The sequence below is a fragment of the Mariniphaga anaerophila genome, assembly GCF_900129025.1.
GTDB lineage: Bacteria > Bacteroidota > Bacteroidia > Bacteroidales > Prolixibacteraceae > Mariniphaga > Mariniphaga anaerophila.
On the sequence record NZ_FQUM01000004.1, the window covers coordinates 165,076 to 185,192 of the forward strand.

The 20,117-nt window shown below is 42.1% G+C and carries 14 protein-coding genes; 3 read left to right on the plus strand and 11 right to left on the minus strand.

Annotated features, from left to right (window positions below; translation table 11 throughout):
- Positions 1-291: 291 nt before the first annotated feature.
- Complete coding sequence (locus tag BUB08_RS09255; protein WP_073001097.1) at positions 292-1,005, plus strand: MBL fold metallo-hydrolase; 714 nt, start codon at positions 292-294, stop codon at positions 1,003-1,005.
- Here BUB08_RS09255 and BUB08_RS09260 read toward each other — a convergent pair whose 3' ends face one another.
- The 11 genes from BUB08_RS09260 to BUB08_RS09310 form a co-directional block, all read right to left on the minus strand.
- On the minus strand, positions 1,006-2,619 hold the full coding sequence (locus BUB08_RS09260; protein WP_073001099.1) for an SLC5 family protein: 1,614 nt from the start codon (positions 2,617-2,619) through the stop codon (positions 1,006-1,008).
- 37 nt (positions 2,620-2,656) lie between these two features.
- Positions 2,657-3,928, minus strand: a complete 1,272-nt coding sequence (locus tag BUB08_RS09265; protein WP_073001100.1) for an AGE family epimerase/isomerase — start codon at positions 3,926-3,928, stop codon at positions 2,657-2,659.
- A gap of 36 nt (positions 3,929-3,964) precedes the next feature.
- Positions 3,965-4,561, minus strand: a complete 597-nt coding sequence (locus tag BUB08_RS09270) for a 3-keto-disaccharide hydrolase (protein ID WP_073001101.1) — start codon at positions 4,559-4,561, stop codon at positions 3,965-3,967.
- Between the two features lie 28 nt (positions 4,562-4,589).
- On the minus strand, positions 4,590-5,702 hold the full coding sequence (locus tag BUB08_RS09275; protein ID WP_073001102.1) for a GSU2086 family protein: 1,113 nt from the start codon (positions 5,700-5,702) through the stop codon (positions 4,590-4,592).
- A gap of 4 nt (positions 5,703-5,706) precedes the next feature.
- Complete coding sequence (locus BUB08_RS09280; RefSeq protein WP_073001103.1) at positions 5,707-7,611, minus strand: PfkB family carbohydrate kinase; 1,905 nt, start codon at positions 7,609-7,611, stop codon at positions 5,707-5,709.
- A gap of 25 nt (positions 7,612-7,636) precedes the next feature.
- The gene (locus tag BUB08_RS09285) at positions 7,637-9,976 is read right to left on the minus strand and encodes a GH92 family glycosyl hydrolase (protein WP_217651583.1); all 2,340 of its coding nucleotides are present in this window, start codon (positions 9,974-9,976) and stop codon (positions 7,637-7,639) included.
- A gap of 35 nt (positions 9,977-10,011) precedes the next feature.
- Positions 10,012-12,579 (minus strand): alpha-mannosidase, encoded by a 2,568-nt coding sequence (locus BUB08_RS09290; protein ID WP_083570674.1) that lies wholly within the window; start codon positions 12,577-12,579, stop codon positions 10,012-10,014.
- A gap of 38 nt (positions 12,580-12,617) precedes the next feature.
- Complete coding sequence (locus tag BUB08_RS09295; protein WP_073001106.1) at positions 12,618-13,262, minus strand: D-sedoheptulose-7-phosphate isomerase; 645 nt, start codon at positions 13,260-13,262, stop codon at positions 12,618-12,620.
- Between the two features lie 13 nt (positions 13,263-13,275).
- A complete protein-coding gene (locus BUB08_RS09300) occupies positions 13,276-14,256 on the minus strand; it encodes an ROK family protein (RefSeq protein ID WP_073001107.1) in 981 nt (326 codons plus the stop codon).
- 45 nt (positions 14,257-14,301) lie between these two features.
- Positions 14,302-15,324, minus strand: a complete 1,023-nt coding sequence (locus tag BUB08_RS09305) for a LacI family DNA-binding transcriptional regulator (protein ID WP_073001109.1) — start codon at positions 15,322-15,324, stop codon at positions 14,302-14,304.
- A gap of 66 nt (positions 15,325-15,390) precedes the next feature.
- Positions 15,391-16,287, minus strand: coding sequence for a metallophosphoesterase family protein (locus BUB08_RS09310; RefSeq protein ID WP_083570675.1), 897 nt, complete (start codon positions 16,285-16,287; stop codon positions 15,391-15,393).
- 388 nt (positions 16,288-16,675) lie between these two features.
- Here BUB08_RS09310 and BUB08_RS09320 point away from each other — a divergent pair, with 388 nt between their 5' ends.
- Positions 16,676-17,869, plus strand: a complete 1,194-nt coding sequence (locus tag BUB08_RS09320) for a CPBP family intramembrane glutamic endopeptidase (RefSeq protein ID WP_073001114.1) — start codon at positions 16,676-16,678, stop codon at positions 17,867-17,869.
- 20 nt (positions 17,870-17,889) lie between these two features.
- Complete coding sequence (locus tag BUB08_RS09325; RefSeq protein ID WP_073001116.1) at positions 17,890-20,115, plus strand: GH92 family glycosyl hydrolase; 2,226 nt, start codon at positions 17,890-17,892, stop codon at positions 20,113-20,115.
- Positions 20,116-20,117: the final 2 nt, after the last annotated feature.

Here is a 20,117-nt window from a genome sequence, read left to right on the forward strand (position 1 = left end):
GTATTTTTCATATTCCTGCGCAAAACACATAAACTTATCCTTTCATTATGTATACTTTACGTAAACGCAGAAACTAATCCACATATGTTCATATTTGAAAATTCTGTGTATACTTCGCCAGTAGTGTATTTACCTGTTCCGACTACATTACAAGAAAATTATCCCATTTTAAAAACTATAAAGAAAATTCGCTATTTTAAAGACAAATATCCGAAACACGCTTTAAACAGGGTTATTATTCTATCAAAAAGTTTGTATATTCACCTATTTAACACCTAAAATCAGTTTCTGATGCAGATACTTAAAAACCTATTTCAAACCGGCGGCGATCTTAACGGGCTAACGTTTGACCAACCCAACGCACTTTGGAATGACGGCAATTCGTACGTATTGAAAACCAGAATTGGGCTACTCATGTTTGACTGCGGGTGTGGAGACACGCTCGACCAGATTTTCACAAATATGAAATACTGGGGATTAAATCCGGATGACATTAAATATTGCCTGCTCACACATCCGCATTTGGATCATGCCGGGGGAGCACTCCTGCTAAAAAGAAAAGGGGTGAAAATTATTGCAATAAAAGAAACGGCAGACGCTGTGGCAGCCGGAGATGAACGTTGTGCCGGGTATCTTTACCACAAGAAATTTAACACCGTGCAAGTTGATTACACTGTTGTGGATGGACAACAGCTAAACATTTTAGATACGGAAATAACGGTCGGACACTACCCTGGGCACTCCATGGGATGCACGGCATACTCTTTCCGGCATGAAAATAAAAACATTGTAGTCAGTGGCGATATTATAGGGACACTGCTTGCCGGAGATTTTGGATGGGACGGCTCTTTTGATTTCGATAAGAAAACATATACAGAATCACTTCGCCGGTTTGCGAAACTGGATCCGGACATTATGCTTCCGGGGCACGGACTAATCTATTTCCATAAACCGCAATGGCGCATTGAAGATGCATTGAACAGCGCCCTGATTCAGTGGCGCTGACTAACTCAGCCAAATATACAACAGAAGTGTAATTACAGATAAAACACCAAGCTGAAGCCGCCAGTCACTTAACCCTTTGAATTTTTCAATTTTAGCAGACCAATTTATTGTGGTTTTTTCTAACTTTTCCGGCACTGTTTTTTCGGTAAAAAAAGATACTAGAAAAAGGACTCCGGTTATAAGTAACTCTGCCCACAAACCTCTGTATGCAAAGTTTAAAGTTAATTTATGATGTAACACTGGGAACAATTCTTTGCCAACGTCTGGGCCGATTAATTGATCGACCACAAAAACTGTGGATAGCAAAGCACCAAAAATAACAGACACCACCGCTCCTTTCAGAGTAACTTTTTTACTGATAATTCCAAAAAATATAGCGGGAAATATAGGAATTACCAAGTAGGCTGAAATAGTTTGAAGATATTTATAAAGCCCTTCTTCATTTTTATAAACCAGATATGCTGCACTTATTCCTAACAAAGTCATTATTATGATGGAAACCCGACCAAGTAACACCTGCTTCTTTTCAGAAGTAGAAGGGCGGAATTCAATTATAAAATCACGTACTATTAATGTTGAAACAGAATTTAATACTGCTATAAGTGATGTAACAAGTGCTGCTATTAATGAAGCTAGAAGCAATCCCCTCAACCCTGTTGGGAGCAGTTTATTAAGCATCAGTACAAAAGTCTGTCTGGTGGCATCGCCCTCCAATTCTCCTGGAAACAAGGCAAAAGCAATTACGCCGGTAACAGAAAATAAAAACACAGGTAAAAGTTTGAGAAGAGTTGCGAACATAGCCCCCCACCTTGCATTGTTTAAGTCTGGTGCGGCGAGCGCTCTTTGCACATTCACCTGATCCATCCCCCAATAAAAAATCCCTGCATAGAAGGCTGTTGCAATAATTCCCCAAAAGGGATAAACAGGATCGTCATATGGTTTATATATTGACATCATATCTGGTGCTTTTTCCAGCAGACTATTCCATCCGCCAACTTTATCGAGACCAATGGCCAACATAAAAGCTGCCCCTCCGATAATAATAATCGTTTGTATAGCATCCGTATAGACAACTGCTGTAAAACCTCCGATTATCGTAAAAACAGCAACAACCATTCCCACATAAAAAATTGTCGTCATAATATTCCACCCCAGAATACTATTCAGAACTAGAGCTCCAGCAAAAAGAGTAAAAGCCAATTTTGTCATTACACTGATAACCAACATAAGTCCGGAAAAAAAAGTACGCAAAGAACGATTATAGCGTAGTTCCAAAAACTCAGGAATGGTAAAAACTCTGTTTTTCATGTAGTAAGGAAACAGGATGGCGCAGGCAATACCAAGATTAATGGCAGTTGTTAACTCGACAGTCCCGGCAGAAAGACCATACCGATATGAATCTCCTGTTAATCCGACAATGTGTTCTGCTCCTATATTAGTTGCGAAAATAGAAGCGCCAATAATAGGCCATTTCACATTTCTTCCGCCCAAGAAAAAATTAGAACTATTTTTTCCGGCCTTCTTTACGAAAGCCATGTACATTCCAAAAGAAAGACTACCTGCGATTACAATAATCAAAACCAGCCAATCCCATGAAGAAAGATTAAGATTCATGTTATAAAATTTATTTCAACAAGATACTGTACAGATATTATAGCCCGGATATAATTCTCTCCATTCGGTTTACGCTTTGAACCATTGCTCTGACTGTATGATAATTGATTTTCCAGGAGTGCCCCATGTGCGTCCAGATGGGTTCGCCGCGACGTGTTAACAGCGGATACCATTCTCCAACACCTTTGTTTACTACTTTCTCAAAAACAAACCGATGCACATTCTTATATGCCTCTCCATACTTTTCATCTTCCAAAAGAATCACGGCATCGAGCAACCCGATGAGCACCTCAGCCTGTTGCCAGAACTCTTTTTCGCGATCATAAACTCCTCCTGAATGGGGCCCTTCAACAAAAACGCCGCCGAATTCATAATCAACTCCATTCTCGATGGTATGATTATAAATGATTCTGAAAAGCTCTTTGTAATTATTAACGTCTGCGCCCAAAATTTCAAGAGCATGATTCAACAGCCACGCAAATTCAGCATTGTGACCATAGCAGGTATTGTCTGTGGCATTTCCTTTTTGCCCTTCTTCAGAAAACCTGTCCCATCCCCAAATAATATCGAATTTAATTTGCGGAGCAACCGACCAGTCTTTGAAAAACTGAGGAATCCCGGTTTTATATTCAGGATGAATAATTCGGTTCAGCAAAAGGTCAATAACTTCCAGTAGTTTCCTGCGGTGCACATCCATTCCTGTGCATTCGTAAAGCGTTGTAAATGCTTCCATCAGGTGCATGTGAACATCCAGTGTTTTTCGGTCGCCGCCCTGGCTTCCGGAGCCACAAAGCGTCCAATCTCGATGGAACATTTCCCAGTAACCACCATACATGGAATCGACGCAATATTTCTGGATCAGGTCAAAAACTTTTTCGGCATACTCAACGCCCCGTTTGTCGCCGGTAGCCAGCGTGTATTCACTTAATGAATAAACAGCAAAGCTGTGCCCGTAAATAATTTTCTGATCAATTTTCACATTCCCTTTCCGGTCTAACATCCAAAAAAAACCACCGTTTTCGCCATCCCACATTCTGTCGAGCAGAAAATCCACACCGTGGCGCGCCATATCAGCCAGATTTCCGTTCCCATACCCGGCCCGGTGAGCCGAAGAAAGCGTATAAAGACATCGGGCCTGTGCAATCAACGATTTTTCATCTTCTCCCGTATCATTTCCTTTTTCATCAAAATGAGTAAGATACCCGCCATTTTCCTTATCAATCATCCGGGAGGTCCAAAAGGGCAAAAGCTCATTTACCAAATGGTTTTCGGCTTCATTTTTAAGTTGAATAAGTTCTTTTTTATCCATTAGAAGTAGTCGTTTAATTTCTGACAAAAATCAATTTCATTCATACAAATCACGGTAGAACAAGTCTTTCGCTTCGATTTTCATTCCGGGATTGTGTCCCTGAATCGCAAAATGCCCGGCCTTGTATTCATCGTCCTCGTAGGTCATCACCTTCTTATTGTTAATCCAAAACGTAATTTTTCCTCCTACTGCTTTTATTTTGTATGTGAACCATTCACCATCTTTTGTGAGAAGGTTGGTTGCTTTTCCGGTAGGAGTTCCGGGTTTCCAAAGCCAACCCGTGTGAGCATCCTGATTGTGGCAAATTTGTGCTTCGTACCCGCGAGGAAACCCGTCGGGATTATCTGCAGGGGGCACAGCTCTGAAATAAAAACCGCTGTTTGTTTTTTCGCCGGTGAGTCGAAACATCCCCTTAAACTCGAAATTGGAGGCAGTTGCGTCTGTATAAATATGCCCCATTCCACCTTCTCCGGTTAAAATTCCGTCATGAACTTCCCATGTGGCATTGCCGCGGACAAACCAACCGGTTAAGTCGCTTCCGTTAAATAGCGAGATCCACTTCGATTTAGCAAATAAAGGATTTGAGCTTCCAAGGATACAACCAAGGACAAATATTAAGGCTGTTTTTTTCATTTGATTTAGTTTTATGTTACTGAAAAAATTATGAGTTTGATTTTAACTGATGATGCAACTCCAGCAAAAAATCGCGATTATCTGCTGTAAGATAATGCATTTCGCCGCCCATCCGGTTAAAAGTTTTGCAGTAGCGCAGGTAGTATGCCGGATTGTCCATAGGTGGTTCTCCATCTTTTGCCCAGTCCCAGTCCGATTCCGCCAAATCCACAATCAACATGTAATGATTATCAATATGCGTCCCGTACTGAATTTCAACATTCTGTGACATAGACAGCGACTTTTCGAAAATCATGGGCGACATAACTGCCGATCCAACAGAAAGATATACGCCATCTTCAAGGTTACTTACGCTTTTTGCGAAGTACAGAAAATCGTTTAACGCAGTGCGGCCAATGGCAGCACCGTGGTTCATCGGGTGATTGTAAATAATATCGTGCCCAAACATTGGGTGGCCGGTAAAAGGAATGCCCAGTGCAAAAGCATTGGCCTGTACCGCATACTTTTTATACGGGTGGGGAATTTCCATCCAGCCGGGGGTCAGATTAAACTGCCGGATGGCGCCGGCAAAATCGATGGCGCCGGCTGCAGTTGCAGGGTCGCTTTCCATTTTTTGTTTTGCATATTCATATAAAAACGAAGGCTCAGGAATTTCAAGTCCTTCGTTATGAATCATTTTACCAACGGACTCTCCATAGCCAAGCCCCTCAAAACCACCAACAATTAAAGCCAAATTGATATAAAAACCGGTATCGTCCCAAATTCCGAATTGTCCCAGGTTGACATTTTCGCGTACGTCTTCACTTGATTTTCCCTGGTAAGCAAACTCCCAATCGTGAATAATTCCGGCGCCATTTGTTGCTAAATGGGTAATCCAGCCTTCTTTCATTAAAGCTATCAACGTTGGCGCCATTCCATTTTTAATGGTGTGAGCCCCAAAAGTAAGCATCCGCGATTTGCCCAGTTCTTTCGCTTTCCTGATTCTGTCGGCCGTTTTTTTGATAAGCTGTTTGCCTTTCTCCGTTAAATTTTGTGGAGCCTGATTTACAGGAATATGATCGCGTTCGATATAAACCTTGTTTTTACGATCGGCCAGTCGCTTGACATCTAACTTTGTTCTGTCGAATTTTAAATGCGCCATGAGTTTACGCTTGAATATTTAACACTTGTAACAATTTGGGCAACTGCGAAAAATCGGGAATAACAATATCCGCCCCTGCCTTAATCAACCGGGACCGTTTGCTTTCGTTCAGACTGTGGCGTTTTACTTCGTTGCTTGCAATTCCGATTGTAACTCCTCCCCTCTTGCGTGTCTCACGAATTTCCACCGGCCCGTCGCCAAACGCAGCGACCTGGCTGTTTCCTGCATCGCCAATATCATTCAGAATTCGGTCGAGCACCATCTTTTTAGCCTCCTTTGTTACATCGCCAACCGCACCGTATATACCACCTGTAAACAGATGAGCATACCCCAGAATACGAGCTTCGTTTTTTACGTCTTCTTCGTCGGTTCCGCTTGCCAGGTACAATGTTACACCGGCTTTATGTAATGTTTCGAGCAGTTTCACTGCATTCTTAAGAGTAACATCTTCCAGAGAAAGTTCGTTTCTTGAAAGTTTTGCTTCGCGTACACGAACCATTTTCAGCAAGTCGTCGTTATAAATTTTCTTGTAGCCAAACTCATCCAAAATCTCGCTTTCGGGAACCAAATCAAATTCCTTCACCAAATCAACCAGTCCTTTCATTTGAACCAGAGTTTGTATGCCGGTTGTTTTGTCAATAAAATCAACAACACGGTTCTGAACTTTATGATACAGCGCTTCATCCGCATCCTGAAAATGCTCCCCGAGAATTGCTTTCATCATCATTGGTTGCATGATGTGTTCCCAGCCTTCGCGCAGAGTTGAAATCGTGCCGTCGTGGTCGAAAATTGCATGGCTGATATTCAGTTTATCCGGCCATTCATTTACTATTTCAATTTCAGTATCCTCAAAATAAATGGCGTGGCGTGTATCTTCAGCCAGTTCCGGGCTATACACATAATCCGGGTCGGTCCCGATACTCATAATTTCTTCCGGCGATGCAGTTCCGGTTTGGAAAAGTTTCTGAACAGTAACACCTGCAACATAAGAACCAATTTCGGCGGCATCTTTCATTGTATAACCGGCAGCCAGAGCCGATGCAGCACCGGCCAGGTAACTGTCTCCGGCACCAACCGTGTCCACTTTCGATATTATCATTAAACCGTAAATATCGGTAACACCGTTCTCATCAACCACAACAGACCCTCGCGAGCCACGTGTGATAAACATTGGTTTCCCAAACTTTTCATAAAGAAAAAGCGCAGCTTCTTTTACTTCAGAATACAACACCACATCGGTGGCATCTTTTTCCAATCCAAACAAACGGGCGGCTTCTGTATCATTCATTTTACGATAAGCTCCGTCGTAAAAATCGTTGTAGTTACGGCTGTCCACGATAAATATTTTTTCTGGAAAACTTTGGATTACTTTTACCAGTTCCTGTTTAAAATATTCGGTGTGAATGCCAGACAAAACCTGTTGGTTTATAATAATTACATCTACTTCAGGAACTATATTCTTTAATTTCTGAATCAGTAGATCAGCCGTTTCAACAGAAAGATGGTTGTAGTTTCCAAAGTCGATGCGTCCCTCTTCAAAGTCGCCCACATAAGGTTTAGTGTAAACATGTGTTGACCAATCCTCTTCCTGAACCAGCAAATTATCCGGGTTAATTCCGTTCTTCTGCATAATTTTCACCATCTCTGTACCGTACGGGTCACTGCCAATTACGCCAAATGCGCGCACATCCTGCACTCCCATTGCAGTCAGATTGTTGGTTACATTTCCTGCTCCGCCCAATGAATAACGCTGTTCGCGAACAGGGCGGGTTTTCTGCCCGGTTTCAATGGAAATCTCACTTTTTGACTCGTCAATAAACCAGTAGGCATCCAAACAAAAATCACCCACCACGGCTATTTTTACCTTATTTATGTCACTTAATACTTTTTGTAGTTGCTCTTTATTCATGTCAAAAATATTTCAATTTCTAATTTTAATTAGTTGTCATTGACGGAGGTGAATCTTTCAATTTTATTCCCCAGCTTTTATTGGGTTCAGTCCCCATTTCGAATACGAGGGAACTTCCATTTCTAATTTCATCATGACTAAACCATGTCTTACTCAACTGGTTTCCTCCGATCGTTGCCGATTGAATGTATTTATTATCCTTTGAATTATTGTTTGCTTCGATTATGAATTCAGATGCATTGTAATATTTATCATTCAAATGAATAACAACTTTACTGAATTCGGGGCTACCAATTGCATACACGTTTTGCCCGGGTGCAACCGGATAAAATCCCATGGAACTCAATACGTACCACGCCGACATTTGCCCCATATCTTCGTTTCCACACAAGCCATCAGGGCCGGAGTGATAAAGATCATCCATCACTTTCCTGGCCAATTCCTGTGTTTTCCACGGAGCGCCGGCATAATCATACAGGTACAAAGTATGATGGCTGGGCTCATTCCCATGTGCATATTGCCCTATTAACCCTGTCACATCTGAAACGCTTTCCTGAACTTCGGAACTCATGGTGAAAAGCGTGTCCAGCTTATTAATTAAGTTCGATCTTCCGCCTTCGAAATCTATCAGCCCCTGAACATCGTGAGGAACAAACCAAGTGTATTGCCAGGCATTTGCTTCGGTATAATGCCTTTCATCTCCATGCCCCACGAAAGTGGGATTAAAAGGTGAAAGCCACTTGCCATCGCTGTCTTTCGGGCGAGCCAAACCGGTTTCTGCATCCATTACATTTTTATAATTAGCTGCCCGTTGCATAAACAATTTGTAATCGTCTTCTTTACCCAGCGCCTTTGCAAGCAGTGCCACACACCAGTCGTTGTAAGCATACTCCAGTGTTCTCGACACCGACTCCCTTACTTTGTCATACGGTAAATAACCCAAATCCATATAATAACTCAACCCGATTCTTCCTTTGGAACGGTGCTCAGCCGGAGGAGTTTCCATGGCGTTTTTCCGAACTGCTTCGTATGCTTTTTCAACATCAAAATCGGCAATTCCTTTTTGATAAGCATCTGCAATGGCAGCCACCGGATGATCCCCAATCATATCATTGGTGTAACTGTTTCCAAATTGCTGCGGTGTTGGCAGCCAGCCTCCCTGTTCAAACTGGGCCAGCATAGTACGAATGGCATTTATATTTCTTTGCGGTTCAACAAGTGTGAGTAATGGCATTTCTGCACGGTGAGTATCCCACAAAGAAAAATCGCTTAAGTAAGTAAAATCTTCCGCCGTGTGAACCTGTCCATCCAATCCCACATATTTTCCATCAACATCGCTAAAAATTGCCGGAAACAACAACGAATGATAAAGTGCAGAATAAAACGTAACCTTTTTATTCCGATTGTAAACCTCATCATTCGCTTCTGGAGTTTCGATTTCAATTTTACTTAGAGCCGTATTCCATTTTTGTTTTGCCTGTTCTTTAATTTCGTCAAAATTCCATCCGGGTATTTCAGTGTCAAGATTCAGACGGGCCTGTTCAATACTTGTATAAGAGATGCCCACTTTAACTTCAATTATTTCATTTTCAGAAGTTTCATAATCAACATACGCACCAATATATTTTCCCGCGTCCTCTTTTGAACCTTTTTTGATGTTTTCTTCGTTCCATGTTCCGCTGGCCTTAAAGGGTTTGCTGAACCTGGCACAGAAATAAACATTTTTATGCTTTACAAAACCGTGCGATGCCCGATGCCCCACAATTTCGGTGTCACTAACAATTTCAATCTCACTTCCTACCCTATAATTATTTCGGATTCCATGTCCTCCATCAACCAATATATGCGTATTGTCCGATTCGGGGAATCTATATCGATGAAAACCGGCACGTTCCGAAACGGTTAATTCAGCTTTCACCGAATAGTCTTTTAATATTACGGAATAATACCCGGGAGAAGCCGTTTCTTCATTGTGAGAGAAACGGGAACGATAACCTTCATCAGGATTTTCCTTGCTCCCGGGAACGACTTTTACATCGCCGGTTATTGGCATTAGCAAAACATCGCCCCAGTCGCCAGCGCCCATTCCGCTTCGGTGCAAATGGCTAAATCCCATCACAGAATTATCGCTGTAATGGTAACCAGAGCACCAGTCCCAGCCTTCGGTTCCCGTATCGAGGCTCAACTGAACCATCCCCCCGGGAAGCGCAGCCCCCGGAAAAGTGTGCCCGTGATAATCCGTTCCAATCATCGGACTCACGTAATCAACATAACTGACAGCAGCTTCTTCTTTCCCCGGCACACAAGCAATTCCGAAAAACATTGTAAATGCCCAAACAACTATTATTCTAATATTTTGATTCATTTTAATTGATTTAGTATTTTTTCTTCTATACAAAATCAGACTTCTTCCAGCACATTCGTTTCCACGATCTTTCCTGAACTGGTATCCATCCTCAACGTTTTAATTTCGCATGGTCTGAAACTACCTTGCCAAGTTGTGTTTGCAAACAGTAAGTCTAATGAGGCATTTGTTTGTTCTCCGGAAGTTTCCACGCAACGAATAATAACATCGTTATTATCTTCTGCCTGTTTGATGGATGAAACAATTACATTCGGTTTATCGATCGACAGCAATGATTTGGTTTTAGGAAGTTTACCACCATGAATTCCCTGATAAATACAAACGGGTTGTGCTATAAAATCCTCAGCAATCCTGGTAATTCTATTCTCCTTCCACGAATTGCTATGCGGAACAAGCAACATTCGAAAAGTATGGATTCCCTGATCCATCCATTGGTAAGCATTTTCCAAATGCAGTTCTTTTGGCCGATGATGCGCAAAAACAGCAGAACGTGCCACCGAAATACGCATGTCGTTTCCGATTACATTATATCCATACTTTGCGTCATTAATTACAGTTAATCCGTACGTTTTTCCATTTTGTATTCCGGTGACATCAATCCAGCGTTGCCCAGGATTTTCATCGCCATTGTTATCGCGTGCTGTAAATCCGTATGGCACTTCATACGTCGCTTCCGGTGATTCAACATTTACCGGGAACGAAAATTTCAGCATTTTCAATTGTTCATGCCAATCGAGTGAAACATCAGCTTCAATATTTTTTGATCCCTTGGTAAGAGACCAGTCGATTGTTAGAGTAGAATTTCCATACGTGGAAACAACCCTGACTACACTCTTTACTGGCCCGTTCAGAATAACTCTAACATTTGCATTTCCAAAAGCACCAATTTCATCAGAAAAAGCTTTTACATCGTGGCTCCACGTGTCGCTCGGATCGTCTATAACTACAGCTTTACATCCACTTTTACTTCCAGCAAAAACTTCATTCCCGGCTTGCTTATCGATAATGCCAATTTCACCATTTTCAGAGAAGCTTATCTTGTAGAACTCATTTTCAAGCGTATTATTAACGGCAATCACCCCATTTTTTACGGTAGGAGATTCGGCATCAAAAAGCCTTATTTGACGATAGCCAAATGCAGGAAGGGAAACTTCTGTAATCAGTTTTTTACGGCTTCCCGTTTCAGTAGTCCCTGCTGCCCATTGATGCGGCAAAGCTTTTCCATTTTCGTCTTCAACTCTTGAAGATTTATGCCTGTCGTTCCAGTTAAAATCATACTCAACAGTCTTTTTTATTTCCCACGCATGTGGATTAAAAACTACCAGATATTCAGAATCGGGATCTTCTGATGCAATTTGCCATTCCAATTTTTGAATAGCTTTGTATGTTGCTTGATGCGCTATATCCATTGCAAAACCATACCCTTCTTTTGCACTGGCAGAATGTTCGGGGAGCGACGTACCTGCCAAACTATCGTGAAACTGGAGGAACAGAACTCTCTGCCAGGCTGAAGAAAACTCATTCTTTGGATATTTTGCTCCCCACACGACGTTGCCTAATGCAGTCAGTTTTTCAGCAGTAATCAGCGCTGCTTCCGTTTGGCGATTGCCCTTCTTAATTTCGATTTCAGCAGTGTAACAACCCTGTGCATGATGCTGCAAATCTTCTGTAACTGTTGGCAAATCAGAATTCTTCTTTTCTATTTCATCGAAATAACGATCCATCGTACTAAAAAATACTTTGGGAGACCCCTCCTCTGCTTTCAAATTTTCAATTGACTTAATATTTTCTTTTGTTGCTCCACCGCCATGATCTCCTGCACCGTAAAACGCCATAAAACTTTTCACCGGTTCATTTTGAACACGCTCCAATATTTGTTCAACACGCCGATTTACAGGTTGTGTTTCATTATAACTAATGGGAATTCTATAAGTCAGAACCTTTGAGCCATCGGGGCTTTTCCACCAAAACAAGTTAGCTGGAATATCTTTTTCGTTGGGGCCAGGACGCATAAAAACATAACGTTTCATCCCCTGCTGATTCAATATTTGAGGCAGAGTGCCAGCATGACCGAATGAATCAGGGTTAAATCCAATATTAGCTTTTCTTCCGAATAACCGTTCAAACGTTTTTTGTCCGTAAAGTCCCTGTCTCACCATGGCTTCTCCTCCAGGAATATTTACATCAGGTTCGACCCACCATCCCCCAACAATATTCCAACGTCCTTCATCTACTCGCCTTTTTATTTCTTTTATCATCTCTGGATCATTCTCTGCAACCCACTCATAAAATAAAGCAGAACTTGCAACAAACGTAAAATCCTGAGTTTCTTTCATTCTTTCCAGATTGGAACGAAAAGTACTATGCACTATGGACATACCTTCATGCCATGGCCACAACCACACCGGGTCTATATGCCCATGACCAATCATGTGAAAACGAAAATTCGAAGCATTGATGGGCCACATGCAATGCCTATCAGTAATTCTGGGAAAAAAAGTTTTCACCGGAGCAAATACCACCGCAGAGGTTCCGGCTACCGTTTTATTTATAAAATCTCGCCGTGAAAGTGAAGATTCATTTATTGATGATGTCTTTTCCATAATATTGATAGTTTTATTGTTTACTCGTGTATTCAGTATTATTTTCTGCCAAACATCTCACATTCGACAATCATACAGATTGCATGGTACACCGGCAGATGCAATTCCTGCACATATGCTGTTCGCTTTTCGGGAACATTAATCAGCACATCGCAAAAATCTTTCATTTTACCCCCCGTTTCTCCGGTCAGTCCGATAGTAATCAGTCCTTTGGCTTTGGCTACAATTAAAGCATCAACCACATTTTTTGAGTTTCCAGACGTACTCAAACCAATGAGAACATCTCCCTTGTTTCCCAAGCCTGTGACTTGCTGGGCAAATACCACGTCACTATTTATATCGTTTGCAATTGCTGTTGTCAAAGCGGTATGGGCAGATAACGAAACGGCAGGTAATCCCTGTTGCAGTTTTTCAGATAACATGTCTCCTCGTTCCGGCGAAATCTCTTTTATTTTTTTCTGCAAATCAGGATTTAACGGACGGTGACCTTCAAAACTTTTCATTAATTCGCCAACAATATGATCGGCGTCAGAACTGCTTCCCCCGTTTCCACAAGCCAATACTTTTCCTCCGTTTCTAAACGAATTGATTATAATTTCTGCGGACTCTTCTATTTTTCCTTCCAGAGGACTTAGAGTGCTGTAACGATTTAGCAATTGTTGCAAAATTTTACTACTGCTCATTTATTTCTTATTTTCAGTTTTTGCTGTTATAATATGCCACGCACAAAGCAGCATAATCGCCAATAGAATCCCCCAGCAATGCAGGCTTAATTTCGCATACATTGAAAGCGGAAGGGATTGCTTCTTTTCTCAGAATACGCTCAACATGTGGCTTGAACAACTCTTCATTTCGGGCATAAATACTTCCAATAACAATACACTGCGGGTTAATAATATCGATAAGAATTGCCAATCCGCGCCCTAAATACTCACCTGAAATACGAATAATTTCCCGGGCGACGGTATCATTTTTATGAGCAGCCAAAGCCACATCTTTTGCAGTTAATTCGGTAGCCTTTTTAATATCAGGACAAAACTCCACCTTCTCCCCTTTTTCCAGCTTTGCTGTAACAACCGATGCAGCCAGCTGTGCAATTCCTCCCCCACTGCAAAAACCTTCAAACGAACCTGCTTTCCCGAAGCCAACCGGCCCACTTTCAGCAAGCCGAAGGTGACCAACCTCGCCACCAAGATCATTGGTTCCGGAGTAGAGCTTTCCATTCAAAATCAATCCTGCTCCCATGCCCGTGCCAAAAGTCAGAAAAATCATATTCTGAGTCCCTTTTCCCGCACCCATAAGCCACTCAGCCAGCGCACAAGCATTGGCATCGTTTTGAATAGCTACCGGAACTCCGTATTTCTCAGTGAAATTTTCTACAATATGCACGTTATCCCAGCCGGGAAGATTGGGTGGAGAATAGATAACACCTTTTTGGGAATCGAGCGGACCTCCACAACTGATGCCGATACCGGCAAGCCTTTGCTGAGGAAACTCGCTGAACAGCTCGTTGATGTGCAGATCAAACTCTTCAAGAATTTCTTTGTAGCCCCGCTCTACGCGAGTTTCGAACTGAATGCGCCGGAAAACATTGAAATTTCCATCGCCAACAACTACCGCGCATTTGGTTCCGCCAATATCAATACCTAAAAAATAGGCTTCTTCATCGTTCTTCATAGTTTCAGGATGACTTTGTTAAATCGGTTTAGCAAAGCTAACAAATTATTTTTTACTTGAGCTTCTTTCTACAAAATTTGTTTTCAGCATTACTTGTTGAGGGTTCTTTTTGCCTTTTCGTTTATTCATTAAATCCATCAAAATTTTAACCGACCGGCTTCCAATTTCTTTCAACGGCTGGGCAATGGCAGTAACTGGAGGATTGCTGATTCGATAAGCATCCGGATCATCAAAACTAACAACGGCCAAATTGCCGGGCACTTGCAAACCGAGAGAATGAATACACTCCAGCCCCATCACCCCTACTTTGCTGGTAGTAAACAAAACGGCATCCGCTTTTTCAGCTCCGCCAGCCAGTTCTGTAACAGCCAACAGCACATCATCTTTTTCGTGTGAAAACGGCAGTGTTTTAATCCGGCTTTCCGCCACCTCAATATTTGCATCTGCCAGCGCTTTTTTATACCCTTCGAGCCGCTGTGACATATTTACCAGTTTATCGTTAATGGTAACACATGCAATTTTTTTGTACCCCTCTTTTATCAGATGTTGGGTAGCATCGTACGCGGCCAGGAAATTATCAACTACGATATAATTGGAATCGATTTCCGGGAAAAACCTATCGACCAAAACATAAGGAATTTTGGCCTCTTCCAATTTCAGTATTTGCTCTTCGCTGCCCGTTGGAGGCGAAATAATAAAGCCGTCCACAAGTCCCTGCTGCAACACTTCTATTTGCTGTTTCGACTTTTCTGCTTTTTCATCGGAGCTACAAAACATAACGCGATAGCCGTGTTTAGACGCTTCGTTTTCAATTTCGCGGCCAAGCTTACCAAAAAACGGGTTGGCAATATCAGCGATAATTAACCCGATGGTATTTGTTTTTCCGGTTCGCAAACCTTTGGCAATCTGATTAGGCTGGTAATTCAATTCTTTTGCCTTTGCAATCACCTTCTTGCACACTTTCTCGCTGATTCGATGCTCCCGGCCTTTGCCATTCAGCACCAACGACACCAGTGTTTTCGAAACACCAAGTTCCACCGCAATATCATTCAATGAGGTTTTCTTCATTCGGCTGTACTTTGTTTTTTTGTCAAAATTAACGACTTATTGCAAATAAATAAACTTTTCAATCCGTTACTCCTTTTTCAACCGCTCCTGCTCCCATCCATGATCGACATATTCCCAGGAAATATCTTCATCGTTTATTTTTACATAAACAAAACCTTCTTTGGTATTGTGCCGCCTCCCTTTCCATCCGTTCCCGGCAATGGAACCACCGGTGATGTAATGAAAACGATCGTTTACAAAACCATATTCTTTCCAGTGAATGTGCCCTTGTAAAAGCAATTTCAAATTTCGGTTTTTAAACAATTCAAATACTGCCGCAGAATTTTCCACCGTACGGACACCTCCATTTACAAACTGCCAGGTTGAAATTAACGGGATATGCGACACCACAACTATCGGAGTTGACTGATCCACCATTTTCAAATCAGATTTCAGCCACTCCAGTTGTTCCTGATGAATGTATCCTTTGTACCGCTTGTTCTCGGTAGTTTCAAGCGAATTCAGCACAATAAAATGCCAGCCTTTGTGGTTAAAAGAATAGTAAGTGTCGCCAAAATGTCGTTCGAACATGCCGTATTTATAGTCCGGATGAGTTTCGTCTTCGGGGCTTTCTTCGTAAACAGCAAACAAATCGTGATTTCCCAAACAATTGTACACCGGCATTTCAAAACCGGTGCACATCTTTTTATTCAGCAAAAACAGGGAATCGCTACGCGACTGATTTCCCCGCAGGGCATCAAAAACCAAATCGCCTCCGGTAAGCACAAAATCAGGGTTCAACTGATTCACTTTGTCTATAGCCATTTGAAAACCTTCTGGAGCGTTCATATCAGGCCGGATATGAATATCGGTAAGAAAAGCGAATTCGAAGGAGTTTTCCATTTGTTCGAACTCCCCTTGCCCGACAACGGTCTCCCCAAAAAACAAAACCAACAACAATACTCCTAAAATCCTACAGGTCATATTTTAGTCCTTTTTAACGACGATTCTGTATTACGCTCCAAATTCTACCCTCAATAAGCCGCAAACTGCAGCACATCATATTTTATTTTTGAAAAAAGGGCACATTTGAAATTTTATTCAAGAAACCATTTAATACTGATAAATTCCACTACTATGTTCGCCTGTTTTAATGTTATTTTGATTTGTTGATTTATTGCCCAAATTCAACCGGGTTTCGTGCAATAAAATTTACTATTATCTCTTTTACAAGACAATTAATCAGAAATACAGGACAAGATTCTAACAGAAAATCATCGTTCAAAACCATATTTTTACAAACAGGAATAAACAGAAAAATTATTTCGTGCTTCAAACAAAGTATCCGCTATAAAAAAAATACCGCAAACCGATGGAACATAAACAAAACAAATTAATCAGCCTGAAACATGAGCTAAAGGAGAGTGCCGCTTGGACACTGCTGCTAACTGTTTTTTTTATCTTCTCTAACTATGAAAAAGGTGTTGTAACAAACATGCTTACAGCTTTACCATTTTTTGTGGTTTTATATTTTCTGCTGTTTTCTATCGGTAGGGAAAAAGTTTCGGAAAAGATACAATCGTGGATAAATGCTGACATCAAAAAAATTGTGCTTTTTCCGGCATTCCTGATTGTGCTCTACTTTGCATATTGCTTTTTAAGCGGCGACAATCCGTTAAAAGGAGTTGTTTCAATGGTTCCTTTCCTGGTTTTCTTCCCGGTTTTGGTTTTCGCCTCCCGCCGGAAAAATGAAAAAAAACTGGACTGGCTCGATTTTGCAACTTATACGCTGTTTCTGCTCCCTGTTACACTAATAAACGCAAAACCTGCCGGGCACATGCCCGTCGCCGGAAACAGTTTCGACTCGGCTTACCGCATTGTAATTATGCTAACGGCAGTTTATGCTTTTATCCACGTGCGAGGATTGAAAGACGCCGGCATTTTTCCCGTATTCAAACTCAGGCATCTGTGGCTTGCAATTTGGGTTTGGGCCGTTTTCTACGTTTCCGTTTTTATCATCGGATATTTTGCCGGATTCATTCAAATTAAAGGACACGACAGCTATTCTTTTGACCTTATCCAAAAAATCTGCCTCACTTTTATAAAAGCATATCTGCACACAGCCCTGTTCGAAGAGCTGTTCTTCCGCGGATTGTTGCAGAATATGCTTGAAAAACGAATTCGCCAGTCAAACGCCTGGTCTGCCTTTTGGAAATGGGGACTCATTATTCTGCTTCCGCTATCTGTTTTAGCGGGTTATACAATTAAAGGAAACATGCAATGGTTTCCCGCGGCAGTCACCCTCGCAATGTTCCTGGCGGCCTGGTTCATCGAAAAATCAGGGAAAATCAACCCGGGAAATTATACCTCCCTGGCCATAACCGGAGTACTTTTCGGGCTGGTACACTACCATGCCGGTTCTATTATTTATATTGGGTTTGCCAGCATTGCCGGCTGGGCGTATGGCTATACCTGGATAAAAACGAAAAATGTATTTTACGCTGCATTGGTACATGCACTGGTTGGAATTTCAGCACTGGTTTTCGGGCTGGAACTGCTTAAATAAAATCTAAAAAGTTGAACAGAATGAAAAATACTCTCTCTCTTTTAACCACTGCCATAATTTTCCTGTTTTTCGGATGCAGCTCTGATAAACAGCAGGTTTCTATTGTTGATTATGTTGACCCGCACATTGGGACAGTCGGTCATTTGTTGCAGCCAACACGCCCCAATGTACAACTGCCCAACCAGATGATCAGGATGCACCCAATCCGGACCGATTACCTGGATGACCAGATTGATTTTTTCCCGCTAACCATGTCGTCGCACCGGCATCCCCCGCTTTTCGGGATACTGCCCGGCACCGGAAATCCGGGTTCCGGAACATGGAACGCTCGCCAGACTTACGACCACGATCTGGAAATTGTCAAGCCTTTTTTCTACTCGACATATTTAATCGACGAGGAAATCACAACAGAATTTGTTCCCGGAAACAAAACCGGAATGTTCAGGTTCTTTTTTCCTGCCGGTGAAGAAAAGCGTTTAAGAATTCATACAAACCACACAGGTAAATGGAATCTTCTTTCAAAAACAACCATTTCGGGCATTGAAGAATTTGAGGGAATGACAGCTTATGTTTTTGGGGAATTCAATTTCGATGCAAAAACAGAATTAACAGAAGAGGGACAAAAAGCAATTTTATGGGCTGAATTTCCGAACGAAAATCCTGAAGTCTTCTTCAAATACGGCATATCGTTTATAAGTATTGAACAGGCAAAACAAAACCTCGACAATGAAATTGCCGGTTGGGATTTTGAAAAAATGGTGGAGAACGGAAAAAAAATATGGGAGGACGCGCTTTCAAAAATTCAGATAACAGGCGGAACTGAAGCACAAAAACGGACGTTCTACACATCGCTTTACCGCACCTACGAACGGATGATTAACATTAACGAGGATGGAAAGTATTACAGCGCTTACGACCACAAAGTTCATGAATCGGATCGCGACTTTTATGTAGATGACTGGGTCTGGGATTCTTATCTGACTCACCACCCGTTGCGTATGATTATCGACTCAAAAAAAGAAGCCGACATGCTCAGTTCCTACGTAAAAATGTACGAACAAAGTGGATGGATGCCGCAATTTCCGCTTCTCTTCAAAGATAATCCGGCCATGCACGGATTTCATTCCTCCATTGTTTTTTTGGATGCGTGGCGAAAAAGCATTCGAAATTTTGATGTTGACAAAGCGTACGAGGGAATGAGAAAAAATGCCACCGAAGCCACTATGTTGCCATGGAGAAATGGCCCGAAAACCATACTCGATGACTTTTACCGGGAGCATGGTTTCTTCCCTGCGCTAAAACCCAGCGAAGCGGAAACAGTACCGGAAGTGCATAGTTTTGAAAAGCGACAAAGCGTGGCCATCACACTGGCGCATAGTTACGACGACTGGGCGCTGGGACAAATGGCCAAAGAACTTGGGAAGGAAATCGATTACAACTACTTCAACAAAGAAGCAGCCAACTACCGGAATTTGTATCAGCCGGAAACCAGGCTCATGATGCCCAAAGATGCTGACGGGAACTGGATTGAAATTGACCCAAAATTTGACGGAGGCTCCGGTGGCCGCGATTACTACGACGAAAACAACGGATACACCTACCAGTGGAATGTTCAGCACGACATTCACGGACTGATTGACCTCATGGGAGGCCGCAAAGCGTTTTCACAAACTCTCGACCAGCTTTTCCGGGAAAACCTTGGGCGGACAAAGTACCAGTTCTGGGCAAAATTTCCCGATGCCACCGGCCTTGTCGGGCAGTATTCAATGGGCAACGAACCCAGTTTTCATATTCCCTACTTGTACAATTTTGCCGGAGAGCCGTGGAAAACTCAAAAGCGAATCAGATTTTTGCTGGATGTGTGGTTCAAAGACAACATTTTTGGCATTCCGGGCGATGAAGACGGCGGAGCCATGACTGCATTTGTGGTTTTCTCGGCAATGGGTTTTTACCCGGCAACTCCGGGCATTCCGGTTTATACGCTTGGCAGTCCTCAGTTTGAAGAAATAAAAATTAACCTCGAAAACGGAAATGTTTTCACACTCAAAGCATACAACTGCTCCGAAAGAAACAAATACATTCAATCGGCAAAACTGAACGGCAAACCTCTAAAACGAACCTGGTTTACCCACGAAGATTTAATGAACGGAGCAACCATTGAACTGGAAATGGGCTCTAAACCAAACAAAAACTGGGGCACGGAAATATCCGCTGCTCCGCCATCTAAACTTGAAATAACCAACTAAAG